Consider the following 26,511-nt stretch of genomic DNA (forward strand, 5'->3'; position numbering starts at 1 on the left):
GAGTCCATCGACCCCGCGCTGCTGCTCAGCGCCTATGCGCAGGGGCTGTTCCCGATGGCCGACGGGGCGGACGACCCGTCGGTCCACTGGGTCGAGCCACGGCTGCGCGCGATCCTGCCGCTGGACGGCTTCCACCTGTCGAAGAGCCTGAAAAAGGTCATCGTCTCCGACCGCTTTCGCGTCACCACCGATACCGCCTTTCGCGACATGATGGCGCTCTGCGCCGAGCCCGCCGACGATCGGCCGACGACCTGGATCAACCCGGTCATCAAGACGAGCTACGAGCGGCTGTTCCAGCTCGGCCACGCGCACAGCGTCGAATGCTGGCTGGACGGCGAACTCGTCGGCGGTCTCTATGGCGTGTCGCTCGGCCGCGCCTTCTTCGGCGAATCGATGGTCAGCCGGGCGCGCGACGCATCGAAGGTCGCGCTCGCGCATCTCGTCGCGCGGCTGAAGGCGGGCGGCTGGCGGCTGCTCGACTGCCAGTTCATCACCCCGCACCTCGCCAGCCTCGGCGCGATCGAAATCCCGCAGGCCGATTATCTGGTGCGGCTCTATTCGGTGCTGTCGGACGGCGCGGCCTTGGGCGCCGGGGCCGCCTTCGGTGCAGGCGTGGGAGCGGGCGCAGCGGCGCCCTCGCCGCCATTCGTCGCCGGCGATTGGGGCGCGCTCGACGGCTTGGGCGCGGGCGCGGCCGATTTGGCGACCGCATGCTCGACGGGCTCGCCGCCGGGATATGTCATTGCGCAGCTTTTGACATAGACGTCGAAAATCGGGTGCTGGATCACGTTGCGCTCGGGGCGCTCCTTGAACAGCCAGCCCGAAAACACGCGATACCATTTATCGTCGCGCTGATCCTGCACGGTGAGTTGGACGAAGGCGCCGGTTTCGGGCGGATCCTCCCACGGCGCGGTCTGTTCGCACGCACGCAGCCGCACGATCGCACGGCCGACGCGCGCGGTCTCGCCCGGCTTCATCTCGAGCTCGCGGACGAGGCCGTTGCGCTTGTTGAGCAGGCCGAGCACCGCGACGCGCTGATCCATCGGGGTCGCGCCCTCGATCCCGCCGACTTCCTGCGGGACGCGTTCGGACTTGGCGAGTTGCGCCGTGGTTTCGCCGGGCCGCTTGCCGCCGTTCCGATCGCACGCGGTCAGCGCGGTCGCCGCGACAAGCGCCAGTAGCGCGATGCGGGAGAGGGAGGCGCTCACGAAGCTCAGTCGGCGCCCGGACGCCACGCTTCGTAGTCGCCGGTCGCCGCGGCGCGGTGGCCGCCGCGTTCGAGCGCGCCCGCGGGGCGATAGGCGCCAAGACTGCCGGTCAGGTTCGCGCTCGGCTCCTTCTCCCACGCGCGCGGCGCGGGCAGCGCCTCACCGGGCAGTTCGTCGAGCGTGCCGTGCAGCCAGCCGTGCCATTCGGGCGGAACCCGGCTCGCATCGTTCGATCCGTTATAGATCACCCAGCGGCGTGTCCCCTTCTTCGCGCGATAGTAGCGATTGCCGAGGCTGTCCTCGCCGACCTTTTCGCCGCTGCTCCAGCTGTTCAGCAACGTGCCGACGGTCGCGCCGTCCCACCAGGTGAAAATCTTGCCGAGAATGCTCATGGCGCTGGCGTTTACAGGGAAGGACGCGCGGTTCGCAAGCGTCAAACGGTGCGGCGCACCGCTATTTCCCATCTTTCCATGTCACTTTGGCGCTCTCGTCGAGCCCGAGCCGCGCCGCAGTGCCGCCCGCGAGTTCGAGCACCGCGGCGACATCACCGCCGCTGACCACGGGTTCGAGCGATTCGGGGATCGTGTTTTCGGCGATGCGGTCGATGCTGCCGTCGGCGCGCACGAAGATCATGTCGAGCGGGATCAGCGTGTTCTTCATCCAGAAGCTCGCGATCTTCGGCTTCGCAAAAGGGAAGAGCATTCCGCCGTCGGCGGGCAGGCTGGTACGGAACATCAGCCCCTGCGCCTGCTCGTCGGCGCTGCGCGCGACCTCGACGCGAAAGGCGTGCGCCGTGCCCGCCATGTCGATCGTCAGCGGAATGGTCGCGGCGCTCTGCGCCTCACTCCCTGCGCTGCCGCACGCCGCCAGCGGCAGCGCGAGCGACAGGGCCAGAGCGATGATCAGCGTGCGCATCGACAAATCCTTATCCCGAAAGCGATGCCGGGACCTAATCCAGCATCGCCGTATCGTCCAGCGCCGCCAGTGCGTCGGCGTCCCCCGGCGGGACGGCGAGGATGCGGCGGGCAAGGGCGAGCGAATGCCCCGCCCGCGCGAAGGCCGCGACCTGCCGCTCACGATCCTTCGGATCATCGCTCGCGCGCACTGCGAACGGGCCGAACCGCCGCCGCCGGGCAAAGCCGATCGCCGCCGCGACTGCGCGCTCCTCCGCTTCGGCGATCGCTTCGCCGCTGTCCGCGTCGGCGATGCCGTCGACGAAGAGTTGCGCCTTCACGCGCCGCAGCCCCAGCCCGCGCCGCGTCATCGCCCCGGCGCGCATCGCGGCATATTGGCGGTCGTCAAGGAAGCGCAGCCGCTCCATCCGGTCGGCCACGGCCTCGCACGCCGTCCTGGCGTCGCTCTCGTCAACCCATTCGGATTCGCGGATTTTCCGGGCCAGATAGCGCGTCAATTTCGCCCGACTCGTCGCGAATCGCGCGACATAGGCGAGCGCCAGTTCGTCGAGCTTCGCTGCGTCCAGCGGTTTACGGGAACGGTCGGACGGAGCGCGGCGGGAAACCATGCCATGTTTATGCCACAGTCGGGCCTGATTGAGAACGACCAGAGCCGCCATATCGGGCATCAAAGCCCGGAAATGGGCCAATTTGTTTAACCTGACCGGGATCGCGCAGCGCAGACATGGCTCAAAAGGATGACATGATCGTTGCAGCGCGTTCCGATAGCCGGGATTCGCGAAGCCTTATGACCGAAAATTCCGCCCCCGCGGTGGAGGATCTCGCCCCCACCCCGACCCACTGCGCCCAGCCGCGCCGTTTTTCGGACTTCGCCACCGTCGGCGAAGCGCTCGACTATGCCGCCGCCGGCACCCGCGGGCTCAATTTCCACGATCCGCGCGGAAAGCTGATCCGCCCCTATCCCTATCGCGAGCTCAAGGCCGACGCGCTCACCGCCGCCTATCGCCTCGTCGCCGCGGGCGTCCGGCCCGGCGACCGCATCGCGCTGATCGCCGAGACCGGCCCCGAATTCGCCGCGCTTTTCTTCGGCACCATCTATGCGGGCGCCTGGCCGGTGCCGCTGCCGCTGCCGACCAGCTTCGGCGGCCGCGAATCCTATGTCGGCCAGCTCGTCGTCCAGCTCACGAGCTGCGACCCGAAAATGCTGTTCTTCCCGCCCGAAATCGCCGCGATGGCGACCGAGGCCGCCGAACAGCGCGGCGTCGCGCCGATGGACTGGAGCGCGTTCGCGACGCGCCCCGCCCCGGTCGCCGCGCTTCCCGAGCAAAAGACCGACGAAACCTGCTACCTCCAGTACAGCAGCGGCTCGACGCGCTTCCCGCACGGCGTCGCGGTGACGCATGGCGCGCTGCTCAACAATCTCGCCGCGCATTCGCACGGCATGCATGTGCAGGACAGCGACCGCTGCGTGTCGTGGCTGCCCTGGTATCACGACATGGGCCTCGTCGGCTGCCTGCTCTCGCCCGTCGCCAACCAGGTGTCGGTCGATTATCTCAAGACCGAGGATTTCGCCCGCCGCCCGCTCGCGTGGCTCGACCTGATCAGCCGCAACCAGGGCACGACGCTCAGCTACTCGCCGACCTTCGGCTACGACATCTGCGCGCGCCGCGTATCGAGCCAGACGCATGTCGCCGACCGCTTCGACCTGTCGCGCTGGCGCGTCGCGGGCAATGGCGCCGACATGATCCGCCCCGACGTGATGCAGAGCTTCGTCGACGCCTTCGCCGATGCGGGTTTCAAGGCGAGCGCCTTCCTGCCGAGCTACGGCCTCGCCGAGGCGACGCTCGCGGTCAGCATCATGCCGCCGGGCGAAGGCATCGTCGTCGAACTGGTCGAGGAGACCGAGCTGTCGGGCGCCTCGACCGACGCCGGCCGCCCGACCCGTTATCGCGCGATCGTCAACTGCGGCCGCGCCGCGCGCGACATGGTGATCGAGGTGCGCGACGAGGCAGGCAACATCCTCCCCGACCAGACGGTCGGCAAGGTCTGGTGCAGCGGTCCGTCGCTGATGACCGGCTATTACCGCGACCCCGAGGCTACCGCCGCCTGTATGGCCGACGGCTGGCTCGATACCGGCGATATGGGTTATTTGTCGGACGGTTACATCTATATCGTCGGCCGCGCCAAGGACATGATCATCATCAACGGCAAGAATCACTGGCCGCAGGATATCGAATGGGCGGTCGAGCAGCTTCCCGGCTTCAAGTCGGGCGACATCGCCGCCTTTGCGATCACCACGCCGGGGGGCGAGGAAACCCCCGCGGTGCTCGTCCAGTGCCGCACCAGCGACGACGCCGAACGCATCGCGCTGCGCGAGACGATCCGCGACCGCGTCCGCGCGATCACCGGCATGAACTGCCTGATCGAACTGATCCCGCCGCGCACCCTGCCGCGCACCAGCTCGGGCAAGCTCAGCCGCTCGAAGGCGCGCGCGCAATATCTGGCGGGCGAAATCCAGCCGCTGGCGATCGCCGCCTGAGGGTTCGTCGGAGGGCTGGCGGGTTTCGACCGGAAGCGACCGAACCCCGTCATCCCGGCGAAGGCCGGGATCTCGCCGGTGCGACATGGCGATAGGGTGAGATCCCGGCCTTCGCCGGGATGACGGGAGCCGTTAGTAGATGTCCGCTCACCACCCCAAAGCCGACCTCCGCCCTCCACCTCCATCTTGTCCCGCCGCGGCACAATATTATCGCTCGCGAACAGGCGGATAGTTACGTTCGAGTAACCCCGGGGCGTTAAACGGGCTCCCGTGAAGAGCCTGTTGACCGACCATATCGATGCCGACGATGCGTCCGTGCGAACCCTCTTGGGGCTGGGGCCGCGGCGCCAGGACATCGGAAACCTCCGCCAGCTTCAGCTCGCGCCGCTTCACGGCAAGGGCAAGATGCGCCTGTGGGTCGGGATCGTCATGGTACTGCTTGCGGCCTTCAGCATGGTGCCGCAGGTCCGCTGGGGAATCGCGGCGGGCTGGCTGACCTGCGCGCTGATCTTCTGCCTCTGGTCCTATCGCGTCTTCGTCACGCGGCCGCTGGGCGAGGCGCGCGCGACGAGCGCCGGCGAATTCGCGCTGTGCAACCGCCATGCCTTCTATGCCGCGCTGCTCTGGATCGTGCCCTTCTGGCTGCAGGGACCGGCGCCCGACGCCGGCCACGCGCTCGCCATGTGGGCGATCACGCTGCTGATGATGCTGACGCTGGCGATGATCGCGCACAGCCTGCCGTCGGTGTGCATCCTCTATATCGCGCCGGTCAGCCTGTCGGCGGCGCTTGCGCTTGCGCTGGCCGGGGCGCCGCAGCTCGCGGCGGTGGCGATCGCCGCCGGGCTGCTGCTCTCCGGCTTCTGCGTGCGCTTCGCGCAGAATCACGTTCGCTTCCGCCGCGCCGAGGAAACGCTGCACGAAAAGACCGAAACGGTCAGCCTGCTGCTGCGCGAGTTCGAGGAAACCTCGGCCGACTGGCTGTGGCAGACCGACAATGCCCGCCGCCTGATCCACGTTTCGCCGCGCCTCGCCTTTGCGCTCGGCGGAACCGCCGAGGCGCTCGAGGGCGTGCCGCTGCTCCAGGCGCTGTCGGGCGATGCGTGGGAGAGCGGCCAGTTCCCCAAGAACCTTCACACCATGGCCGAGCGGATGAAGCGACGCGAGAGCTTCTCGAACCTGATCGTTCCGGTGACGATCGGCGGCAAGCCGCGCTGGTGGGAATTGTCGGCGTCGCCGCGCCTCGACGAAACCGGCAAGTTCCTCGGCTTTCGCGGCGTCGGGTCGGACGTCACCGAACAGCATGCGACCGCCGAGCAGATCGCGCGGATGGCGCGTTTCGACAATCTGACCGGCCTTCCCAACCGCCTCAGCCTGCACGAGGATCTGGCGCGCGCGCTGAATCAGGCGATGGAAGCGAAATCGCGCTGCGCGATGCTGATGATCGATCTCGACCGCTTCAAGGCGGTCAACGATACGCTCGGCCATCCGACCGGCGACAAATTGCTCGCGCAGGTCGCCGCGCGCCTGAAAGGGCTGATGGAACGCGGCATGACCTGCGGCCGCCTCGGCGGCGACGAATTCGCGGTCGTCCTCCACAACGTCCCCTCGGCGAACGATGCCGAAGACCTCGCGAAGCGCATCATCGCCGCGATCAGCCGGCCCTATGTGGTCGACAATCACCAGCTCTTCGTCGGCGCCAGCATCGGCTACGCGATCGGCCCGCAGGACGGTTCGACGGTCGAGACGCTGACCCGCAACGCCGACCTCGCGCTCTACAAGTCGAAGGACAAGGGCGGCAACATCGTCGCCGCCTATGTCGCTTCGCTCCACGCGCAGGCCGAGGAACGGCGCGTGATGGAGCAGGAACTGCGCGGCGCACTCGATCGCGGCGAGTTCGAACTTTACTATCAGCCGGTGGTCACCGCCGTCGACGGCACGCTCAACGGCTTCGAGGCGCTGATCCGCTGGAACAACCAGAAGCTCGGCAACGTCTCGCCCGGCCGCTTCATCCCGCTCGCCGAAGACAGCCGTCTGATTTCGCCGATCGGCGAATGGGTGCTGCGCACCGCGTGCCACGAGGCGATGAAATGGCCGTCGAACCTCAAGGTCGCGATCAACGTCTCGGCCGAACAGCTCACTGATCCGTCCTTCGCCTCGGTCGTCGTCTCGGCGCTCGCACAGAGCGGGCTGCCGCCGCAGCGGCTCGAGATCGAGGTCACCGAAAGCGTCTTCCTGCGCGACGGCGGCGGCGCGGCGCAATTGCTCGACCAGCTTATCGGTCTCGGCATCCGCCTGTCGCTCGACGATTTCGGCACCGGCTATTCGTCGCTCGGCTATCTGCGCAAGACGCAGTTCTCGACGATCAAGGTCGACCGCAGCTTCGTCGTCGGCGCGGCGAAGGGCAGCATCGAATCGATCGCGATCATCCGCGCGGTCGTCGCGCTCGCCGACAGCCTCGGCATGTCGACGACGGCGGAAGGGGCCGAGACCGAGATCGAAGTCGATACGATCCGCACCCTCGGTTGCAGCAATATCCAGGGCTATTATTACGGCCGCCCGATGCCCGCGACCGACGTGCTGATGCTCTTCCGCCGCCCCGAAACGGCGACGGCGGCGGCGTGACCAGCCTTCCATCCGTCATCCCGGCGAAGGCCGGGATTTCATCCTGTCGGTAATGCTGCACCGGCGAGATCCCGGCCTTCGCCGGGATGACGGTTCCTGGCGGAAATCAACGCAGGGCGATCCGTCAAACGACGACCCGAACCTTCCGCGCGACGAATGGAACGTCTTAACAAAAGGTTCCCCCGCTCATCGCATGGAGGGCGCGATTCACCGCTTGATTGTTGGTGACGCGCAGCGGCTGCGGCAAAGACCCTGCAACGCTTGAAGACAAGCCAAAGGGGTCGCTTTTCATGCTCAACCGCCGCTTTCTGGGTGCCTTCGCCCTGTGCGCCTCGCTGCTCGCCAGCGTCCCGGCCAGCGCGCTCCAGTGCGTTCCCTTTGCCCGCGCCGAATCGGGCGTCGAAATCCGCGGCAATGCCAAGACCTGGTGGTCGCAGGCGGCGGGCGAATATGACCGCGGCCAGGAACCCCGCAAGGGTGCCGTCATGGCGTTCGCGGGCACCCGCGGCATGCCGCTCGGCCATGTCGCGGTGGTCAAGAAGATCGTCAGCGACCGCGAAATCCTGATCGACCACGCGAACTGGTCGCCGATCAACGGCCGCCGCGGCCAGATCGAGCGCAACGTCCGCGTCGTCGACGTCAGCGACAAGGGCGACTGGAGCCTGGTCCGCGTCTGGTACGCGCCGATCGGCGATCTTGGTCTGCGCGCCAATCCGGTGCAAGGTTTCATCTACGCCGACGGCGACGCCAAGGCCGGCGGCAGCCACAAGGCGTTCGAGGAACCCGTGTGGGCGCAGAACGACTGGAAGCCCGGCAACGGCCTCGACCTCGTCGCCGCCTCGCTGCGCTGATCCAGACCCAAGATTGATAAAGCTGATCCCCTCCCGCAGGCGGGAAGGGCAGCGAGACTTGGGCGCTTGCACCTTAGAATGTGATCGGCCTTGAATAAAACACAAGCGTGTCCCCGCGAAGGCGGGGACCCATCTCCGGACGGTTCGGGATAGCACCGACCGGATATGGGCTCCCGCCTTCGCGGGAGCACACAGCCTTTTCAATCAAAGATGATCACGCCCTGGTTGCAGCGGGTAGCCATGGCAGCGTCGCCGTCCACTCGGCATCGGGTCAGTCTTCCGACGCCTCGTCGCCCTCGGCCGCATCCTCGAACCAGGCCTCGACCTCGCCCGACAGCTTGATCGTCATCGGCTGGCCGAAGCGGTCCTTCGACTTGCCCGCGGCGACGCGGATCCAGCCTTCCGAGATCGAATATTCCTCGACGTCGGTGCGCTCCTTGCCCTTGAAGCGGATGCCGATGCCGCGCTGCAGCACCTCCATGTCGAAATGGGGCGAGCGCGGGTTCGTCGACAAATGGTCGGGCGGCGTATCGGTCATCTTATATCTCCGGTTCTGGCCGTCGCCGCTAGGCGAGACGCCGCGCCAAATCAAGCGCCGGCGAACCCTGTGTCCGCCGACTCGACGGGCGCGCGCGGCCAGGCGGGCCTGCGCGCTCGGCCCGCAAAGCTCGACTCCGCCGCCGCGAGCCGCTCGGCGGCCGGATAGAGGTCCCGATCCTCGCGTTCGATCCGCATCGCCAGTGCGCTCAGCATGTCGGTCGTTTCGGCGCAAAAATCGGACCATCGGGCTTCGATGCCCTCCGCCGTCCAGCGCGCGTCATAGGCCGCGAAGTCGGCCGCAAGATGCCCCATCTCGTGCACGAACGTCTCCGCCAGCGCAATCAGGTCGGGATCGCCCTTGGCCTGCAGACGCGGATAGAGCGCCCAATCCTCGCATTTGAGATGACGGATCAGCGTATCGCGCAACATGCCACGCACCGCCGCGAGTTCGGTGGCGCGCGGCGGATGCGGCGCTGCGACAAGCTTCGTCAGGAAACGCGACAGCGTGACGAGCGCGGCATGTTCGGCGCGCAACCGCGCGATCTCGCTCGTCCTGGACATGGCAACCCCCGAAAACACCAGAGGCCCCTGTTCTCCCCACCTAGGCGAGCCGCGTGAAAAGAGCGTTAACCACCACGTCCCAAGCCGGCATCGCCCGCGCGATGCGGCGCGTTCGGACGAGCCCGCTGGCGGCTCCCGCCAAATTCGCCTAATCCCTCGATCGATGGAAACGAAGCGCCGCGGCACGATCCGGACCAATGATCCCGAGGGGATGCGCGCGCGCATCCTCGACGCCGCCGCGGACCTGTTTCAGGCGCGCGGCTATCACGACACGTCGGTACAGGACGTAAAGCGGCGTGCGGGGGTGTCGAGCGGCGCCTTCCACCATCATTTCGAATCGAAGAAGGCGCTGGGCCTGGCGGTCGTGCGCGAACGGGTCGCGGATGCGCTGCAGGCCGCCTGGCTCGCCCCGCTGATCGCCGCGCCGACCGTGGCCGAGGGGGTGCGCGCCGCGATGGCGGCGATCGGCAGCGAACTCGGCGATCAGGGCTTCGTGCGCGGCTGCCCGGTCAACAATCTCGCGGTCGAGCTTGCCTTTTCGGATTCGGATTTCCGCGCCGCACTCCAGCATATCTTCGCCGACTGGCAGGCACGCATCGCCGAACGCATCGCCGCCGAACCCACGCCGCCGGCCTTTGCCGGGGTCTCCGCCACCGACCTCGCGGGCTTTATCGTCGCCGCCTATTCGGGCGCTATGACGATGGCGAAGGCCGAACAATCCCCCGCCCCGCTCGATTCGGCGGTCGCGATCCTGATGCGCTTGCTGGCCCGGCCCTAAACATACAATCCGGGACGCTCAGGCGCGGGAGAACTCCATGATCCAGTTAACTTCCCAGGTAGCGCCGTTGTCGGCCGAAAAGGCCTGTTCCCAGCGTGCCCCGGAATCGGTGATCTCCGACCAGATGAAGCGAATGCCGATCGGCCTCCCAGCATGTTCGTCCTTGCCGAAGAAGGTGCCGACGCCGCTCACGAAGCGCCCCTGAAGCGGCGGCGCGAGCCCCGGAAAGCGCGAATCGAGCCACCAGATCGACCAGAGGCCGGTCACGGGATCGGTGCGCCGCACCGTCGCGGCGGCATAGGCGCCGTTCGGGTCTTCCAGCCAATGATCGTCGACATTGCCCGCGCCGCCGATCAACTCCCAGCCGCGGCAGGTGCCATCGAATTCGAACCAGTCGGTGTTCCCCGCCAGCCGCTCGCGCAGCTTGCGGTGCCGCACGCGCCAGTCGCCGGTCTGGAAAGCGAAGTCATGGCGTCCGTCGTGCATCATCCTCTCCTTTCTCAGCGCAGCGCCGATCGCGGCGTCGGGTCGAGCCGCAGCGTCTGCGGCGGGCGCTCCTCGGCATCGTGCAGAGTGGCCGCGACCCTGCTTTGCCAGCGCGCGCTCCGGCGCGCCCCTGCCAGCGCCGCGGCGATCGCGTCGTGGCTGTCGCCGCGCACGAACCAGACAAGCAGCTTGCGGTCGTCGCGAACGGGAAGCTGCGGGAAATTATTGGGCTCGCCGAGCGGCACATAGGCGGCGATGACGTCCACTCCCGCCGCTTCGAGCGCCGGCTTCATCTCGTCTGCAAAGAAAGCCGCGAAACCCGTATCCGGGGTCTTCCACAGATATTCGATCACCACCTGCACCGCTCCGCCCGCCGCATTGTTTTCGCGCGCCTTTGCCGCGGCGAAACCCAGGCCCGGCGCCGCGGGTGTCAGCAGGAGCACATTGTCATTGTCGTCGAGCATCGGATTGGCGGCGGCGCGGTTCGCCTGCCACACGGGTCCGAAGTAAAAGGCCTTCAGCCCCCGCTCGCGCGCCGCCATGTCGCGAAAACCCCGAATCCAGGTGAAGCGCGCCGCGTCGTCGTGATCGCGATACTGGCCGACGATCCGCATCCCGAGCGCTTCCTGGCTCTCGACGAACTTCGCGTCGAACAGCGCCACGAAATCATCGCGCACGCCCGGAACCAGCTTATATTGGCGAAGTTCGACGATCTGCGTATCGGCCGCGTCCGCCGTCTGCCCGCGCGCAGTCCCCGCCGCCGCGCCGATCGTCACCCCAATCACCGCCCCGGCTATCACCACCGCGCCTGCCCATTTCCCCATCATTGCGTACCTCCACCTACAATACAGACGGGTCGACCTGTTTTGTCAAGTGCAGCAAAACGATGCGCCGCGCGCGCGGAAACCTGATGGTCTAATGGGATGAATCTGCCCCGGAAACGGCCGTTCGCGGTTTCGGATCAGCGGTGGCGGGCCTTCCACGCGCGAACCGCCGCCATCGTCTTTTCGATATGGGTCTGCGGATTGCGATCGGTATAGGCGAGCAGGATGGTGCCGTCTGGCGCGATGACGAACGAGGTTCGGCTGGAGATCATCGTCTGCCCCGGCCCCGGCATGGCGGTGTCATATTTCGCCGCGATCTTGGCGCCCGGATCGGCCGCGACGGCGAATTTGTCGCGGCATTCCGACCGGGAAAACTCCGCGACGCGATCGATGTTGCCGGCGGTGACGCCGACGACGCGCGCGCCGAGCCGGTTGAAGTCGTCGCTCGCTTCGGCGAACAGATGGGCCTCCACCGTGCAGCCGGGCGTGAAAGCAGCGGGGAAGAAATAGAGCACGACCGGCCCTTTCCGCAGCGCCTGCTTCAAGGACAGGCTGAAAGGCTTGCCGCCCAAGGCGGCGTTCAGCGTGAAATCGGGCGCCTTCGCGCCTTGCTGAAGGGCCGCGATGCCCTGTGCCGGAAGGACGGCCAGCGCCAGACCAAGGCCGAGCGACGCCACCATCCCGATTTGAGCGATCTTCTTCCGGATTTTCATCGGCGGTTCTCCAACGCGAACGGGGCCAGCGCATCCGGTCCGGTTCACACGCGATTACCACGCTGTCGAGACGCATGCAAAAGTGATGCGATCGGCGGCGGCCCCTTGCCGCCTTCGGGTCGGCGATGCATCATCGCGGCATGACCAAATATCTCATCTCCTTCCCGAGCGAAGCCATGGTCTTGACGGATGAGGAGCTTCCGGTCGTGTCCGCCGCCGCGCGCGCGGTGATCGAGGAAGCGAAGGCCGCCGGCGTCTATGTGTTCGGCGGAGGCATCGACGAGCAGGTCGCGCCGGTGCGGATCTTTGCCGACGGGTCGGTGTCCCCCGAAACCTATCCGGACAGCCGGCTGAACGGCGGCTTCACGGTGCTGGAACTGCCGACTCATGAAGACGCGGTCGCATGGGCGGGCAGGATCGCCGCGGCCTGCCGGTGCGCGCAGGAACTTCGCGCGTTCCTGTACGACCCGGCGAGCTAGGGCCGATAGCAATCCGATCGAACGCGATGAAAATAGGGACAGTCCCTATTTTCCTCCTCGGCCGACGCAGCACCACATCCCCGGCGCCAGATCGCCGAGCTCCCACGATCCGACCCGCCAGCGCACGAGCCGCAGCGTCGGATGGCCGACCGCGGCGGTCATGCGGCGGACCTGGCGGTTGCGGCCTTCGGTGATCGTCAGTTCCAGCCAGGAATCGGGGACGCTCTTGCGGTATCGCACCGGCGGGTCGCGCGGCCACAAGTCGGGCGGATCGATCCGGCGGGCGGCGGCGGGACGGGTCGGGCCGTCGTTGAGCACAACGCCGCATCTCAGCCGGTCGAGGCTCGCCGCGTCGGGCTCACCCTCGACCTGCACCAGATAGGTTTTGGGCATTTTGTGCCGCGGCGACGCTATGCGCGCCTGTAGCGCCCCATCGTCGGTCAGGAGCAGCAGGCCCTCGCTGTCGCGGTCGAGCCGGCCCGCGGGATAGACACCCGGCACATCGATATAATCCGACAGCGTCGCGCGCGCGGTTTCGGTGCCGCGGTCGGTAAATTGCGACAGAACGCCGTATGGTTTGTTGAACAGGATCAGCCGGCTCAAGGCGCGGTCCTCTTGAGATTGGAAAGCCGACCTATCTAACCGTTCGTGTCGAGCGAAGTCGAGACACCCCGCGGCTTGGCACAGCCCCGATGGGTGTCTCGACTTCGCTCGACACGAACGGGAATAGGGGGAGCCAAAGAAAAACCGGCGACCCGATGGAGCCGCCGGTCTGTTTCTTAAGCCGCTTCCTTCTTGCGCGACGCCTTCTTGCGTTCGTGCGGGTCGAGGATCGCCTTGCGGATGCGGATGTTCTTCGGCGTCACCTCGACCATCTCGTCGTCGTCGATATAGGCGATCGCCTGTTCGAGCGTCATGCGGCGCGGCGGCGTGAGGCGGATCGCGTCGTCCTTGCCCGTCGAGCGGAAGTTGGTGAGCTGCTTCGACTTCATCGGATTGACCTCGAGGTCGTCGGGCTTGGCATTCTCGCCGATGATCATCCCTTCATAGAGCGCCTCGCCGGGCGAGACGAAAAGGATGCCGCGCTCTTCCAAGGGGCCGAGCGCATAGGCAACCGCCTCGCCCGCGCCGTTCGAGATCAGGACGCCGTTCTTGCGGCCCTCGATCACGCCCTTGTAGGGGCCGTATTTCTCGAACAGGCGGTTCATGATGCCCGTGCCGCGCGTGTCCGACAGGAATTCGCCGTGATAGCCGATCAGGCCGCGCGAGGGGCCGCTGAAAGTGATGCGTGTCTTGCCGCCACCCGACGGGCGCATGTCGGTCAGGTCGGCCTTGCGGATCTGCATCTTCTCGACGACCGTGCCGCTATGCTCGTCATCGACGTCGATGACGACGGTTTCATAGGGCTCGGTGCGCTTGCCAGCCTCGTCTTCGCCATAAAGGACGCGCGGGCGGCTGATGCCGAGCTCGAAGCCTTCGCGGCGCATCGTCTCGATCAGCACGCCGAGCTGAAGCTCGCCGCGGCCCGCGACCTCGAAGCTGTCCTTGTCGGCGCTTTCGGTGATGCGGATCGCGACATTGGTCTCAGCCTCGCGCATCAGGCGATCGCGGATCATGCGGCTCGTCACCTTGCTGCCCTCGCGGCCCGCCATCGGGCTGTCGTTGACCGCGAAACGCATCGACAGCGTCGGCGGATCGATCGGCTGCGCGGCGATCGGCTCGCTGACGCTCGGGTCGGCGACGGTGTTGGCGACGGTGGCGTTGGTCAGCCCCGCAATCGCGACGATGTCGCCCGCGCGCGCTTCCTCGACGGGCACGCGGTCGAGCCCGCGGAAAGCGAGCAGCTTCGAGGCGCGGCCGGTCTCGATCACCTTGCCCTCGGCGTCGAGCGCGTGGATCGGCTGGTTGACCTTGACCGTGCCCGACTGGACGCGGCCGGTCAGGATGCGGCCGATGAAATTGTCGCGGTCGAGCAGGGTCGCGAGGAAGGTGAAGGGGCCGTTCTCGTCGAGGCCCGGCGCCGGCACATGACCGACGATCGTCTTGAACAGCGGCTCCAGCGTCCCTTCGCGCGCGTCGGGGCTGTCGGAGGCGAAGCCGCCGCGGCCCGAGGCGTAAAGGATCGGGAAGTCGAGCTGCTCGTCATTGGCGTCGAGCGACAGGAAGAGCTCGAACACCTCGTCGAGCACTTCGGCGGCGCGCGCGTCGCTGCGGTCGATCTTGTTGACGACGACGATCGGACGCAGGCCGAGCGCGAGCGCCTTGCCGGTCACGAACTTGGTCTGCGGCATCGGGCCTTCGGCCGCGTCGACGAGCAGGATGACGCCATCGACCATCGACAGGATGCGCTCGACCTCGCCGCCGAAATCGGCGTGGCCCGGGGTATCGACGATGTTGATCCGCGTCGCGTCGGCGCCCTCACCCCATTCGACCGAGGTGCACTTCGCGAGGATGGTGATCCCGCGCTCCTTTTCGAGGTCGTTCGAATCCATCGCGCGTTCCTCAACGCGCTGATTGTCACGGAACGTCCCCGACTGGCGGAAAAGCTGGTCGACGAGAGTGGTCTTGCCATGATCGACGTGCGCGATGATGGCGATATTGCGCAGGGACATCAAAAATACCTTATGGGAGCAGCGCGGCGCCGTGCCGCGATTTGGCCGCGCGCGTAGCGAATTTCCTACCGCAGCGCAACAAAATTGCCGAGGCGTTTATAACGCAATCCGCGCGACGAGTCGCTCGATTTCGGCGGCCGCACTGCGCGCCGCAGGAACCAGGTTGGCGTGGAAATCGCGGCGGCTGCCTTCGTCGGCGGTGTCGGTGACCGCCTTGATCGCCGCCCACGGCCTGCCGAGCCGCAGCGCTGCCTGCGCGACCGCCCCGACCTCCATATCGACGAGCGCTGCGCCGAGGCCGCGCGCGATGCCGGCGCCGACGTCGGGGCAGGCTAGGAAGCTGTCGCCGCTCGCGATCCGCGCGTGCGGCAGGCCGAGGCCGGGGTCGGGCATGGCGGCGAAATGCACCTCGCCCGCCTCACCGGCCGGCCAGTCGCCGGCGCGATAGCGGTCGAAGCTGCCGGGGCGCACCGTGCCATAATCATGCTGCACCGCCTCGGCGAGCCAATAGGCGCGGCCCGCCTCGGCATCGAGCGCGCCGCAGGTGCCGCTCATCAGCAGCAGGTCGGCGTCGGCGCCGAACAGCCCGGCGGCAAGCGCCGCATGGACCTTGCCGAGGCCGGTGGTGACGACGGCGAGATCATGGCCGTGCGCGGCGAGCCGGCGGACGGCGAAACGGCCGACGTCGCGGACGCCTTCGCCGGGGAACAGCGCGTCGGCCTCTTCGGGAAGCGCGGCGAGGATCAGGATGCGGGCCATGACGCCCTTTAGCGCCGCTCCCGCGCGTGTCGAGCAATAGGATTTTGGAATATCGGCGGCCGATCCTTGGGCTTGCCAAGCGCCGCGCGCCCCGCCATCGCACCGCCCCATGCTGTCCCGTATCTTCCCCGACCGCTTCGTCCCCGTCCTGTTCGCGACGATCCTGCTCGCCAGTCTGCTGCCGGTCCAGGGCGCCGCGGTGCCGGTCGCACAGGGTGTGTCAACCGCGGCGATCGTCCTGCTGTTCTTCCTGAACGGCGTGCGCCTGCCGCGCGACGAGGTGCTGCACGGCATCCGCAACTGGCGCCTGCAGGGCGGCAATCTTCTCTACAGCTTCGGGGCCATGGCGCTGATCGGGCTGGCGGCGCAGGCGGCGACCGCGCCGCTGCTGCCCGCCGTTCCCACGCTGGCGCTCGGCTTCCTCTTCCTCGGCATCCTGCCGTCGACCGTCATGTCGGCGACCGCGGCTAGCAGCATGGCGGGCGGCAATGTCGCGGCCAGCGTCGTCGCGGCGGCGCTGCTGAACCTGACGGGCGTCATCGTCTCGCCGCTGCTGTTCGCCGCGATCGCGGGCAGCGCGGGCGACATCAGCGGCGACGCCGCGCTGCGCATCGTCGCCACCTTGCTGCTGCCCTTCATCGCCGGGCAAGCGGCGCAGCGCTGGCTGCGCCCGTGGGTACTCGCGCATCGCGGCGCCGCGACCTTCATGGACCGCACCTCGATCGCCATCGCCGTCTATGTCGCCTTTTCCGCCGCCGTCGTCGGCGGCATCTGGCACCAGCTCGACATGCGCGAGATCGGCATCGTCTTTGCCGCGGTCGCCGCGATGCTGGCGCTGGCCTTCACCGGCGCCTGGCTGCTCGGCGGCCTGCTGCGTCTCGCCCGGCCCGACCGCATCACCATGCTGTTCGCAGGCGCGCAAAAGAGCATCGCGGTCGGCGCGCCGCTCGCCGCGACGCTATTTCCGCCCGCGGTCGCGGGCATGGTGCTGGTGCCGATCCTCATCTATCATATGGCGCAGCTCATCGTCTCCGCCTGGATCGCGCCGGGACTGGCGCGGCGCGGCGACGGCATCGCCTGAATTTTCTCACACAAAGGCACAAAGAGGGCGGGGCACGCTATGAGCGCTGCAAAGAACCGCGCGAAGCGCATTCGATATAGTCGCCTGCGGCGACGGGCCGATGCCTCTGGCCGGGCGCGCCCTCTTTGTGTCTTTGTGTGAGATTTCTCTTCTTTGCGCCTTCGCGTGAAATCAAAATCGCGCCGCCCGCGCCTCTCTTCCAAGGTGTGATACTTGAACAATACAGACCGGCATGTCATATAGAAAACGGGCACGGAGCTGGAAGGATAGTTATGAGCGAAGACACCGCGACGGCGACCGCAACCGAGGCATTGACGCTGACGCCGCCCGAACCCGTCCCCGCCGTCGCGCCCGAAAAGGCCGCCGGGCTCGTCCCGCTGTCGGGCGAGCAGAAATCAAAGCTCGAGGAGCGCGTCGACGGCTTCATCAACGACCTCGTTGCGCAGGACGAGAACAGCCCCGAATTCGGCAAGCGCGTCGACCAGATCACCAACATGGGCCGCAAGGAGATGCTGGAGGCGGCGAGCCACAGCAACCGCTTCCTCGACCGCCCGATCCGCGCGATGGACCGCGACACCGACATCGGCCAGAGCCTCATCGAACTTCGAACCACGGTCGAGCGGCTCGACCCGTCGGCGAACGGCAAATTGCTGTCGAAGCGCGGCTTTCTCGACAAGATTTTCGGCAGCAAGATCAACAATTATTTCGCGCAATACCGCAGCGCCCAGACGCACATCGGCGGCATCCTGACCGCGCTCTCCAACGGCAAGGACGAGCTCTTGATGGACAATGCCGCCATCGATGTCGAACGCCGCAAAATGTGGGAATCGATGGGCAAGCTCGAGCAGATGATCCACATCGCCAAAACGCTCGACGAGCGGCTGGAGGCGAAGGCGACCGAACTCGACGGCACCAACCCCGCCAAGGCGAAGATCCTGCGCGAAAACGCCCTTTTCTATGCGCGCCAGCGCACGCAGGACCTGCTGACCCAGATGGCGGTGACGGTGCAGGGCTATCTCGCGCTCGATCTGGTCAAGAAGAATAATGTCGAGCTGGTGAAGGGCGTCGACCGCGCGAGCACCACCACCGTCGGCGCGCTCAAGACCGCGATCACCGTCGCGCAAGCGATGACCAACCAGAAACTGGTACTCGAACAGATCACCGCCTTGAACACCACGACCGCGAACATCATCGACGGCACGTCGAAGATGCTGAAGGACAATACGGCGCGCATCCACGAGCAGGCGGCGTCGAGCACGATCCCGATGGAGACGCTGAGCCGCGCCTTCCAGAACATCTACGACACGATGGACGCGATCGACACCTTCAAGCTCAAGGCGCTCGACACGATGAAGACGACGGTGGGCACGCTCGAAAGCGAGGTCGCCAAGTCGAAGGGCTATATCGCGCGCGCCGAGGGCGCGAGCCAGGCGCAGGCGAGCGTCGGTGGCGAGGGCAGTCCGCTCGCCGCGCTCGAAGGCTAAGGCGAAATGACCATGAGCGAGGTCGACAAGGTCCGCCTCTCCGCCGCGTCGGCGATCGAACGATCGCGCGAGCGGCGGCGCCCGATCGGCACCAAGAGCATGGCGCTACGCCGCCAGCATCTCGCCCGCAAGATCGGCCGCATCTTTCTGGCCGGCGGCGCGGTGCTGATCGCCGCAGCGATTTTCGGCATGGTGATCCAGCCGCTCGGCTTCGCCGGGGTGATGGCGGTCACGCTGCTGCTGGTCGCGGTCGCCTTCCTGTTCGGCAAATGGCCGCCCTTCCCCGAGCCGCGCCAGGCTGATCTGCCCAAGGCGGATTTGAAACAGCTCGCGGGGCGCACCGAAATCTGGCTTGAGGCGCAGCGCCCGGCGCTTCCCGCGCCCGCGCGCCAGCTCGTCGACGGCATCGGGGTGCAGCTCGACCTGCTCGCGCCGCAGCTCCAGACGCTCGATACATCAAGCCCCGCCGCCGCGAACATCCGCAAGCTCGTCGGCGAGGACCTGCCCGAGCTCGTCGCGGGCTATCAACGCATCCCGGCGGGGCTGCGCAAGGAAGCCCATGCCGGCCGCACCCCCGACGAAACACTCGTCGGCGGGCTCACCATGCTCGAACGCGAGATCGGCGAAGCGGCGCGCAACCTCGCGGCGGGCGAACTCGATAAGCTCGCGACGCGCGAACGCTATCTCCAGCTCAAATATCAGGGGCTGGAGGGCGAGGATATGCCGGGAACGGACTGAACGAAGTCACAGCCCCTCGCCGCCCGTCCAGTGCGCATTGACGAGGCGGCGCGCGAGCGCGCTCACCTGAATACGGATATCGGGCACCGCGACGACTTCCCACAAATCGCCGCGCGTCATCGGGCCGATCGCGAGAATATGATCCGACGAGTGGCCACGCGCATCGATCACGTGACCGTCGCGATCGATGTCGAGCCCGAGGCGCAGCGCGTCGGGGCGGATGCGCTTCGCCGCCAGCATCCGCTTCACCAGCGGGTCGGCCGAGCGCAGCAGGTCGCCCTGCGGCCCGGTGCAGTTGATCATCCGCGCCGCGCGGGTCACGACCGGATCCGCCGCGCCGCGCGGCCGCCAGGCGATGGCGAGCGCGTCGCGCTCGGCGCTCACGCCGACGATCTTGCCCGCGCGGAAGCAGAGCTGGCCCGACGCGACCAGCTCGTCGATGCGATCGGCAACCGCGGGCGCGAGCCGGTGGCGATGCACGTCCCAGAAAGGGCGGAGGTGGCGGAGGAAGCGCGTGCGCTTTTCGGCGTCGGCCGAGGCCCACATCATCTGGGTGATCGGGCGGATCGAATCGACGACCAGTCGCCAGTCGCGGCGGCGCGCTTCGCCGCGCGCCCAGCGCACGAGTTCGGACAGTTCGGGCGCCGGCTTCGCGAGCACCGGCTTGGGACGCAGCCCGTCGATATGGCGATGCGGACGCAGGCCGCGCCGCGACAGCGCGGTGATCGGCCCCTCATGACCATGCGACACCAGCCGCAATATCACGTCGACCGCGGTCAGGCCGGTACCGATGACGAGCACTGCCGCCTGCTTGTCCAGCCCCTCCTCGAACGCGCTCGCCCAAGGGTCGCCGATGTAGCGGTGCGCGGGCAGATGGGCGCCGACGATAGCAGGCGGATCGTGCGGTGGCAGATTGCCGATCGCGAGCACCGCGCGGTCGGCCTCGATCAGCCCGCCGTTGACGAGGCCGAGCGTCACCTGTCCGCCGCGCTCCTCGATATCGAGCACTTCGTCGTCGACCAGCTTCAATCGCCGGCCATGGCGCTCCATCGCCCCGGCGAGCGTCTCGCGCAGATAGCGGCCGTATGTTGCGCGCGTCACAAACGCCGCATCGCAGCCGAGCCCGCGCGCCGCGAGCCAGTCGCAGAAATGGTCGGGACGATCCGCGAACGCGCTCATATTGCCCGCGCGCACGTTGAGCAGATGCGCGCTTTCGCTGCTGCTATAAGCAACCCCCGCGCCCATGCGGTGGCGGTCGCGCTCGATCAGAAGAACCTCGACATCGGCCTGTTCGAGCAGATTGAGCGCAAGCATCGTCCCCGAAAAGCCCGCACCGACGATCGCGACGCGGGTCGCGGTACGAAAGCGCGGGCGCGGCGAATGAAGCTCGCTGCTAATCAGGTTCACCGGCGCACCACGTCGCCCGCGACGGTCACGCGTTCGAGCAGGCGCTCGGCGGGCCAATAGTCGCCGACCGCATAATGCTGGGTCGAGCGATTGTCCCAGATACCGATCGCGTTCGGGGTCCAGCGAAAGCGCACCTGATATTCGGGCACCTTGATCCGGTCGAACAGCAGGCGAAGCAGGCCGTCGCTCTCTTCCTCGCTTACACCGAGGATGCGCGTCGTGAAGGTGTAGTTGACGTAGAGAATCTTTTCGCCCGTCTCGGGATGGGTGCGGACGACGGGATGGCGCACCGGCGGAAAGTCGCGCGCCAGCTCGGCGCACTTTTCCTCGGTCACGCGGCCGCCGAAGCTGCGGACGATGTCGTGCTCGGCATCGAGCCCCTCGATCCGGTCCTTCACCGCCTGCGGCAACCCGGCATAGGCGGCCGCGGCATCGGCCCACATCGTGTCGCCGCCGAGCGGCGGGAGGATGCGCGCGCGCAGGATCGAGGCGATCGACGGCCGCTCGCGAAAGGTCACGTCGGTGTGCCATTTGTTATAGGCCTGAAAAGGCCCGAGCGTTTCAGCAGTCAGGCGCACGCCCTCGACGCCCTCGATCCGCAATATTTCGGGATAGCCGGGGATATGCGGGATCACCGGATGGCCTTCGAGCTCGCCGAAGAAGCGGCCGAGCCGGACATGGCTTTCGTGGCCGATGTCCTGGTCGCGGAAGAAGATCACCTTGAAGCGCAGCCATGCCGCGCGCAACAGGTCGCCCTCGATCGACGACAGCGGCCGGTCGAGGTCGAGCCCGCTGATCTCGGCGCCGATCGTCGGGGTCGATGGCGAAATGGCGATGCCCAGCGAGCGCGCGGCATCGAAGATATCGGGAATCTGGGCAAGGCTGGCCATCGGCATTCTCCTCTCGCCGGTCGGTGATGGATCGGTCGACTCGGATTACGTCCCGCGCCAGGATTATTAACTCAACTAAAATAATTGACAAGATGGCGCGCGGCAGATCGCCCGAAAGGCGCGGCGGGTGGCGCGCGTTCGGGTCAGCAGCGAATCCGCACCCGCGTTCCGGGCCGGGCATCCTCGATATCCAGATGCCATTTGTGCAGCCCGACGATCGCCGACACCAGCGCCAGGCCAAGGCCGGTTCCGGGCTGCCCCACCGTATCGGGGCCGCGAAAGAAACGCTCGGTCACCCGGTCGCGCCAGGCATCGGCGATGCCGGGACCGCTGTCGCTGATCGCGATTTCGGTCCCGCGCTCGGTCCGCTGCGCCGACACCGCTATGACAGCGCCCGCGCCGCCATATTTGACCGCATTGTCGAGCAGGTTCGAGATCGCCTGGAACAGGAGGTTCGGATCGGCATCCAGTTCCAGCCCCGGCGCGATCCGGCTTTCGATCCTCTGCCCATGCGCCTCGGCATCGGGGGTGTGGAGTTCGACCGCATCGGCGAGCAAGGTCGTCAGGTCGATACGGCGCATTCCGGTCAGGTGCCGCCCGCTTTCGATGCGCGCGATGCGGAGCAAAGCGTCGAAGATCGCCTGCAGCCGTTTGGCTTCGGTCGCCGCCTGCTCGGCAAGCTGCTGGCGCTCCTCTTCGCTTTCCGCCGCGCGCAGTTCGTCGAGATCGGCGTGGAGCCGCGCCAGCGGGGTGCGGAGCTCGTGCGCGACATTGTCGGATACGCGGCGCACCGATTCGACGGCCTCCTCGATCCGGCCGAGCATCAGGTTGAGCGTCGCCGAAAGCTCGTCGAAATCGTCGCCGGTGCCGCGCAAGGGAATACGCTCGGTCAGATTGCCCGCCATCACCCGCCGCGCCGTCCGCGTCACCGCATCGATCCGCCGGCCGACCGCGCGGCTCATCGCGACGCTGCCGCCGAGCGCGAGCAGCGCCGCAAAGAGGATCAGCCACAGCGATCCGATGGTGTAGAGTTCGTCGCGATCGTCGATCGCCTCGACATCGCGCCCGACGATCAGCCGCGCGCCGTCGCTCAGCCGCCGCTCGACGACGAGCGCTTCATAATCCTGTTCCTGCCCCGCCTGATAGACGTCGGCCTCCAGCGTGGCCCAGCCGCCGACCGGCGTTTCGGGCCAGCTCGGCAGATTGGCGGTCACCGTCTTGCCGTCCGGAGCGATCAGCGCGTGAAAGGGGCGCTTGGGGCCGGTCTTCTCGCGCACCAGCAGCGCACGCACCAGCGCGTCGCGCCCGCCGCCGCGGTCGATCGCCACCAGTTCGGCCGCTTCGTCGCTCACCCCTGCCGCGGCTTCGAGCAGCGGCTGATAGACCCCGATCCAATAGGCGGCGCCGAACAGCGCCACGGTCGAGGTCAGGAAGAGAGCGACATAGATCAGCCCCAGACGCAGCGTCAGGCTGTGCCGGAGGCCGCCGCGCATGGTGTCGCGCCCAACACCCCGCGCCCTCATCCTTCCGCCCGCATAACATAGCCGGTGCCGCGCACCGTGTGGATGAGCGTCCGGCCGAACCCCTTGTCGACCTTTTGCCGCAGGCGGCTGACATGCTGGTCGATGATGTTGGTCTGCGGATCGAAATGATAATCCCACACATGCTCGAGCAGCATCGAGCGGGTGACGACCCGGCCCTGGTTGCGGGCCAGATAGGTCAGGATGCGATATTCGCGCGCGGTGAGGTCGATCACCGCCCCCTGCCGCCGCACCTGCTGGCCGAGCAGATCGATGTCGAGATCGCCGACGCAAAGTTTCGTCTCGGCGGACAGTGCCGGGCCGCGGCGACTCAGCACGTCGATGCGCGCGAGCAGTTCGGACATGGCGAAGGGCTTGGTCAGATAATCGTCGCCGCCCGCGCGCAGCCCCGCCACACGCTCGTCGACCTCGCCGAGCGCGCTCAGGAACAGCACCGGCGTCGTATCGCCGGTCGCGCGGATCGTCTGGACGATCGTCAGCCCGTCGACGTGCGGCAACATGCGATCGACGACGATCAGGTCATAGCTTTCGGACGCCGCGCGGAGCAGCCCCGACCGGCCGTCGCCCTCGACATCGACGAGATGCCCGGCGGCGGTCAGCCCCTTGCCGATATGCTCCGCGACGCGGGCATCGTCCTCGATCACCAATATATGCATAGGCCCTCTCGATACCGGCTCGACGGCCGGGCCGCCACCCGGCCACCGAACATGTCGAAAATCAAATCTTCGCCCCATCCGGGCGTCAGGCTGCGCTGCCATTTCCTTGGGGGAAGGAGCAGACGATGGCAAAGGCGAAGCGCCAGGCTGAATATGCGGCGGCACCTCCGGTGCCGGCGAAGGCGATGCTGTCGATCTTCGACCTCGACCGCACGCTGACCATTCTGCCCACCTACACCCCCTTCCTGCTCTTCGCGATCCGCACCCGCGCGCCGTGGCGCATCCTGCTGCTCCCGCTGCTGCTGCCGGTCGCTATTCTCTACGCGTTGAGGCTCGTCCCGCGCCGGACGATGAAACAGGCGATGCACCGCGCCGCGCTCGGGCAAAGGCTTGCCGAGCGCGACGCCGCGCGACTGGCCGACCGCTTCGCGCGCCGCCTCGTCGCCCGCGGTCTCTATGCAGAGGGTCTCGCGCTGATCGACGCCGAGCGCGCGGCGGGGCGCCGCGTCGTCATCGCGACCGCCGCACCGCATTTCTATACCGCAGCGCTCGCCCGCAGGCTGGGGATCGCCGACGTGATCGCGACCGACTCGACGTGGCGGGACGGCTGCCTGACCCCCGCGATCGGTTCGGCAAACTGCTATGGCGGCGACAAGCGGCACCGGGTCGCGGCCTTTCTGGACCGCGCCGGGATTGCCCGCGAGCGAGCGCATATCCGTTTCTATTCGGACCATATTTCCGACCTGCCGATGTTCGGCTTCGCCGACGAAGCGATCGCGGTCAATCCGTCGGCGAAACTGCGCGGCGTGGCCGAAGCGCGCGGCTGGCCGATCCTCGACTGGCGGCGGTGACGCGGTGCATATCGGCTTTCTCTTCAACCATCACGGCGCGCACCAGGTTGCGCACGCGCTGCCGGTGGCGCTGGCGCTGCTCGGTCGCGGCACCAATGCGCGCGTCAGCATCCTCGTCTCCGAAGGCTGCGAGGGCGAGGTCCGCCGGCTCGCGGCCGCCGCGCCGGGCGCGTCGCCCGACATCATCCGGCTGCGGCCGCCGTCGACGCTCGCCCGCGCCGCCAACCGCGCCAGCGGCCGCGCGCTTCCCACCGACATCGTCTCGACGCTCCGCCGCAATCTCGACCGCTTCCGCACCCTCGACGCGCTCGTCGTCCCCGAAAAAACCTCGCTCCTCCTGAAGTCGCTGTTCGGCCTCAAATCGCTGAAGCTCGTCCACACCCGCCACGGCGCGGGCGACCGCGCGATCGGTTTCGACAAGGCGAGCGGGAAATTCGACCTCGTCCTGCTGTCGGGCGAAAAGATCCGCGACCGGCTGGCCGAGGCCGACCTGCTGAAGGCAAACGGCCATGCGATCGTCGGCTACCCCAAATTCGACCTCGCGCCGCCCAGCCATCCGCGCCTCTTCCCCAAGGACCGGCCGACGGTGCTCTACAACCCGCACCCCTCGCCCGCGCTGTCGTCCTGGTATCGCATGGGACCGGCGATCCTCGACTGGTTCGCGAAAAGCGACCGCTACAACCTCATCTTCGCGCCGCATGTGATGCTGTTCAAGAAGCGCATCACCGCGTCGCTTTCCCCCTTCGCGCTCGGCTGGAACCTCGGCCCACGCGCCGAACATTATGAGCACGACCATATGCTGATCGACACCGGCAGCGCTGCCAGCCTCGACATGACCTATACCGACGCCGCCGACATCTACCTCGGCGATGCGAGCAGCCAGGTCTATGAATTCATACGTCGGCCGCGCCCTTGTTTCTTCCTCAACCCGCGCGAGCTCGCGTGGCAGGGCGATCCCGACTTCGCGCACTGGCGCGCCGGCACCGTGCTCGGCAGAATGAGCGAGCTCGACGCGGCGTTCGCCGAAACGCCGTGCCTGACCCCGGCGATGCGCGCGCGGCAGGAGGCTATCTTCCGCTACAGCTTCGACCTTCAGGACCGCCCCTCGTCCGAGCGGGCGGCCGAGGCGATCCTCGATTTCATGGCGCGCGCATGACCGCCGCCGCCCCTTCGCGCCTCGCCGCCTTCCTCGATTACGGCGTCGCAAAGACGCTGGCGAAGCTGCGCGCGAATCTGTTTGCCCGGCTGTCGCGCCGCCCCGAGGGCGGCGTCGTGACCTCGCGCTACGGTGTGCGGATGCGCGCCAATTGGGAGGACCGCACCTTCCGCTATTGCCATTATGCGACCTATGGCCGCGCCCTGTCGGATTATCTCGCGGCACAGGATCATGCCTTCTCCTTCATCGATATCGGCGCCAACCAGGGTCTCTACAGCCTGCTCGCCGCGCAGAATCCGCATTGCAAGGCGGTGGTCGCGTTCGAGCCCGTCGCCGCGACCCTTGCCCTGCTGCGCGACAATATCGCGCTCAACGCGCTGGGCGCGACGATCAAGCCGGTCCATGCCGCGGTTTCGCTCCAGTCGGGCATCGCGCGCATCGCCACCGACCGCGCGCACAGCGGCACCGCCAGCCTGCGCGACACGGGCACAGCGGAAGGCGAGGAGATTCGCATCCTCGGCATCGCGGGGGTCGACGCGCTGATCGACGGCGCCCTGATCGGTGGCAAAGGGCCGCTGATCGTCAAGATCGACGTCGAGGGGCATGAGGAAACGGTGATCGAGGCGCTGATGGCGTCGACGCATCTCGGCCGGATCGCCGCGATCTTCTATGAGGTCGACGAACGCTGGACCGACGGGGCCGCGATCGCGCGCCGCCTCGGCGGCGCCGGCTTCGACCGCCTCACCCGCTTCGGGATCGGCCGCCACTACGACGTTCTGGCCGAACGCAGCGAAGCGGGTCCGGCCCCCGAATAGGGCCGG

27 protein-coding genes and 1 pseudogene are annotated in these 26,511 nt (G+C 67.4%); 12 read left to right on the forward strand and 16 right to left on the reverse strand.

Going from position 1 to position 26,511, the window contains the following annotated elements:
* Window positions 1–54: 54 nt before the first annotated feature.
* A complete protein-coding gene (gene aat / locus ACVENA_RS17160; RefSeq protein ID WP_449326358.1) occupies window positions 55–762 on the forward strand; it encodes a leucyl/phenylalanyl-tRNA--protein transferase in 708 nt (235 codons plus the stop codon).
* 44 nt (window positions 763–806) lie between these two features.
* On the opposite strand, the pseudogene ACVENA_RS17165 reads toward aat, so the two are convergent.
* The 4 genes and pseudogenes from ACVENA_RS17165 to ACVENA_RS17180 all read right to left on the reverse strand — a co-directional run.
* Window positions 807–1,043: pseudogene (locus tag ACVENA_RS17165) on the reverse strand (DUF2155 domain-containing protein); the annotation flags it as partial.
* A 170-nt stretch (window positions 1,044–1,213) separates the two neighbouring features.
* Complete coding sequence (locus ACVENA_RS17170) at window positions 1,214–1,600, reverse strand: NADH:ubiquinone oxidoreductase subunit NDUFA12 (protein ID WP_257545372.1); 387 nt, start codon at window positions 1,598–1,600, stop codon at window positions 1,214–1,216.
* A 61-nt stretch (window positions 1,601–1,661) separates the two neighbouring features.
* Window positions 1,662–2,123 (reverse strand): DUF192 domain-containing protein, encoded by a 462-nt coding sequence (locus ACVENA_RS17175; RefSeq protein WP_449326359.1) that lies wholly within the window; start codon window positions 2,121–2,123, stop codon window positions 1,662–1,664.
* A gap of 34 nt (window positions 2,124–2,157) precedes the next feature.
* Complete coding sequence (locus ACVENA_RS17180) at window positions 2,158–2,781, reverse strand: hypothetical protein (RefSeq protein ID WP_449326360.1); 624 nt, start codon at window positions 2,779–2,781, stop codon at window positions 2,158–2,160.
* A gap of 128 nt (window positions 2,782–2,909) precedes the next feature.
* Here ACVENA_RS17180 and ACVENA_RS17185 point away from each other — a divergent pair, with 128 nt between their 5' ends.
* From ACVENA_RS17185 to ACVENA_RS17195, 3 genes are all read left to right on the forward strand, one after another.
* Entirely contained in the window at window positions 2,910–4,661 is a 1,752-nt protein-coding gene (locus ACVENA_RS17185) for a fatty acyl-AMP ligase (RefSeq protein WP_449326361.1), read from the forward strand.
* Between the two features lie 270 nt (window positions 4,662–4,931).
* A complete protein-coding gene (locus ACVENA_RS17190) occupies window positions 4,932–7,283 on the forward strand; it encodes a putative bifunctional diguanylate cyclase/phosphodiesterase (protein WP_449326362.1) in 2,352 nt (783 codons plus the stop codon).
* 290 nt (window positions 7,284–7,573) lie between these two features.
* Window positions 7,574–8,134, forward strand: coding sequence for a CHAP domain-containing protein (locus ACVENA_RS17195; protein ID WP_257545381.1), 561 nt, complete (start codon window positions 7,574–7,576; stop codon window positions 8,132–8,134).
* 271 nt (window positions 8,135–8,405) lie between these two features.
* On the opposite strand, the gene ACVENA_RS17200 is transcribed toward ACVENA_RS17195, so the two are convergent.
* Together ACVENA_RS17200 and ACVENA_RS17205 are read right to left on the reverse strand one after the other, a co-directional pair.
* Window positions 8,406–8,672: a DUF3297 family protein gene (locus ACVENA_RS17200; protein WP_257545383.1), complete on the reverse strand. Its 267-nt coding sequence runs from the start codon at window positions 8,670–8,672 to the stop codon at window positions 8,406–8,408.
* Window positions 8,673–8,722: 50 nt separating this feature from the next.
* Complete coding sequence (locus ACVENA_RS17205; RefSeq protein WP_257545385.1) at window positions 8,723–9,235, reverse strand: hemerythrin domain-containing protein; 513 nt, start codon at window positions 9,233–9,235, stop codon at window positions 8,723–8,725.
* Between the two features lie 163 nt (window positions 9,236–9,398).
* Here ACVENA_RS17205 and ACVENA_RS17210 point away from each other — a divergent pair, with 163 nt between their 5' ends.
* Window positions 9,399–10,013: a TetR/AcrR family transcriptional regulator gene (locus tag ACVENA_RS17210; protein WP_257545387.1), complete on the forward strand. Its 615-nt coding sequence runs from the start codon at window positions 9,399–9,401 to the stop codon at window positions 10,011–10,013.
* Between the two features lie 18 nt (window positions 10,014–10,031).
* On the opposite strand, the gene ACVENA_RS17215 is transcribed toward ACVENA_RS17210, so the two are convergent.
* The 3 genes from ACVENA_RS17215 to ACVENA_RS17225 all read right to left on the reverse strand — a co-directional run bounded on the left by ACVENA_RS17215 (window position 10,032) and on the right by ACVENA_RS17225 (window position 12,036).
* A complete protein-coding gene (locus tag ACVENA_RS17215; protein ID WP_449326363.1) occupies window positions 10,032–10,502 on the reverse strand; it encodes a DUF1579 domain-containing protein in 471 nt (156 codons plus the stop codon).
* 11 nt (window positions 10,503–10,513) lie between these two features.
* Window positions 10,514–11,326 (reverse strand): NIPSNAP family protein, encoded by an 813-nt coding sequence (locus ACVENA_RS17220; protein ID WP_449326364.1) that lies wholly within the window; start codon window positions 11,324–11,326, stop codon window positions 10,514–10,516.
* A gap of 134 nt (window positions 11,327–11,460) precedes the next feature.
* Window positions 11,461–12,036 carry a peroxiredoxin gene (locus ACVENA_RS17225; RefSeq protein ID WP_449326365.1) on the reverse strand — a complete coding sequence of 192 codons (576 nt, stop codon included), beginning with the start codon at window positions 12,034–12,036 and terminating at the stop codon, window positions 11,461–11,463.
* Between the two features lie 140 nt (window positions 12,037–12,176).
* Between ACVENA_RS17225 and ACVENA_RS17230 the strand changes: the two genes are divergently transcribed.
* Window positions 12,177–12,515 carry a YciI family protein gene (locus tag ACVENA_RS17230; protein WP_449326366.1) on the forward strand — a complete coding sequence of 113 codons (339 nt, stop codon included), beginning with the start codon at window positions 12,177–12,179 and terminating at the stop codon, window positions 12,513–12,515.
* A 45-nt stretch (window positions 12,516–12,560) separates the two neighbouring features.
* Here ACVENA_RS17230 and ACVENA_RS17235 read toward each other — a convergent pair whose 3' ends face one another.
* The 3 genes from ACVENA_RS17235 to ACVENA_RS17245 all read right to left on the reverse strand — a co-directional run bounded on the left by ACVENA_RS17235 (window position 12,561) and on the right by ACVENA_RS17245 (window position 15,886).
* Window positions 12,561–13,118: a pseudouridine synthase gene (locus tag ACVENA_RS17235; protein WP_449326367.1), complete on the reverse strand. Its 558-nt coding sequence runs from the start codon at window positions 13,116–13,118 to the stop codon at window positions 12,561–12,563.
* Between the two features lie 176 nt (window positions 13,119–13,294).
* Entirely contained in the window at window positions 13,295–15,127 is a 1,833-nt protein-coding gene (typA, locus tag ACVENA_RS17240) for a translational GTPase TypA (protein ID WP_449326368.1), read from the reverse strand.
* Window positions 15,128–15,223: 96 nt separating this feature from the next.
* Window positions 15,224–15,886 carry a 5'-methylthioadenosine/S-adenosylhomocysteine nucleosidase family protein gene (locus ACVENA_RS17245; RefSeq protein WP_449326369.1) on the reverse strand — a complete coding sequence of 221 codons (663 nt, stop codon included), beginning with the start codon at window positions 15,884–15,886 and terminating at the stop codon, window positions 15,224–15,226.
* Between the two features lie 109 nt (window positions 15,887–15,995).
* Between ACVENA_RS17245 and ACVENA_RS17250 the strand changes: the two genes are divergently transcribed.
* The 3 genes from ACVENA_RS17250 (at window position 15,996) to ACVENA_RS17260 (ending at window position 19,189) form a co-directional block, all read left to right on the forward strand.
* Window positions 15,996–16,967, forward strand: coding sequence for a bile acid:sodium symporter family protein (locus tag ACVENA_RS17250; RefSeq protein WP_449326370.1), 972 nt, complete (start codon window positions 15,996–15,998; stop codon window positions 16,965–16,967).
* Between the two features lie 272 nt (window positions 16,968–17,239).
* Window positions 17,240–18,451, forward strand: a complete 1,212-nt coding sequence (locus tag ACVENA_RS17255; RefSeq protein WP_449326371.1) for a toxic anion resistance protein — start codon at window positions 17,240–17,242, stop codon at window positions 18,449–18,451.
* Between the two features lie 12 nt (window positions 18,452–18,463).
* Window positions 18,464–19,189: a hypothetical protein gene (locus ACVENA_RS17260; RefSeq protein WP_449326372.1), complete on the forward strand. Its 726-nt coding sequence runs from the start codon at window positions 18,464–18,466 to the stop codon at window positions 19,187–19,189.
* 6 nt (window positions 19,190–19,195) lie between these two features.
* Here the strand turns inward: ACVENA_RS17260 and ACVENA_RS17265 are convergent, their stop codons facing one another.
* The 4 genes from ACVENA_RS17265 to ACVENA_RS17280 all read right to left on the reverse strand — a co-directional run bounded on the left by ACVENA_RS17265 (window position 19,196) and on the right by ACVENA_RS17280 (window position 23,683).
* On the reverse strand, window positions 19,196–20,596 hold the full coding sequence (locus ACVENA_RS17265; protein WP_449326373.1) for an FAD/NAD(P)-binding protein: 1,401 nt from the start codon (window positions 20,594–20,596) through the stop codon (window positions 19,196–19,198).
* Window positions 20,593–21,486 carry a TauD/TfdA dioxygenase family protein gene (locus ACVENA_RS17270; protein ID WP_449326374.1) on the reverse strand — a complete coding sequence of 298 codons (894 nt, stop codon included), beginning with the start codon at window positions 21,484–21,486 and terminating at the stop codon, window positions 20,593–20,595. The genes ACVENA_RS17265 and ACVENA_RS17270 overlap by 4 nt, the downstream gene beginning before the upstream one ends.
* A 143-nt stretch (window positions 21,487–21,629) precedes the next feature.
* A complete protein-coding gene (locus ACVENA_RS17275; protein ID WP_449326375.1) occupies window positions 21,630–22,979 on the reverse strand; it encodes an ATP-binding protein in 1,350 nt (449 codons plus the stop codon).
* Window positions 22,980–23,005: 26 nt separating this feature from the next.
* Window positions 23,006–23,683 (reverse strand): response regulator transcription factor, encoded by a 678-nt coding sequence (locus ACVENA_RS17280; protein WP_257545417.1) that lies wholly within the window; start codon window positions 23,681–23,683, stop codon window positions 23,006–23,008.
* A gap of 125 nt (window positions 23,684–23,808) precedes the next feature.
* Here ACVENA_RS17280 and ACVENA_RS17285 point away from each other — a divergent pair, with 125 nt between their 5' ends.
* The 3 genes from ACVENA_RS17285 to ACVENA_RS17295 are packed head-to-tail and all read left to right on the forward strand — an operon-like array spanning window position 23,809 to window position 26,505.
* Window positions 23,809–24,534 carry an HAD family hydrolase gene (locus ACVENA_RS17285; protein WP_449326376.1) on the forward strand — a complete coding sequence of 242 codons (726 nt, stop codon included), beginning with the start codon at window positions 23,809–23,811 and terminating at the stop codon, window positions 24,532–24,534.
* Window positions 24,535–24,538: 4 nt separating this feature from the next.
* Window positions 24,539–25,690: a hypothetical protein gene (locus ACVENA_RS17290; RefSeq protein ID WP_449326377.1), complete on the forward strand. Its 1,152-nt coding sequence runs from the start codon at window positions 24,539–24,541 to the stop codon at window positions 25,688–25,690.
* A complete protein-coding gene (locus ACVENA_RS17295; RefSeq protein WP_449326378.1) occupies window positions 25,687–26,505 on the forward strand; it encodes an FkbM family methyltransferase in 819 nt (272 codons plus the stop codon). Before ACVENA_RS17290 ends, ACVENA_RS17295 begins: the two co-directional genes overlap by 4 nt.
* Window positions 26,506–26,511 lie beyond the last annotated feature (6 nt).

The sequence above is a fragment of the Sphingopyxis sp. 550A genome (assembly GCF_053569535.1).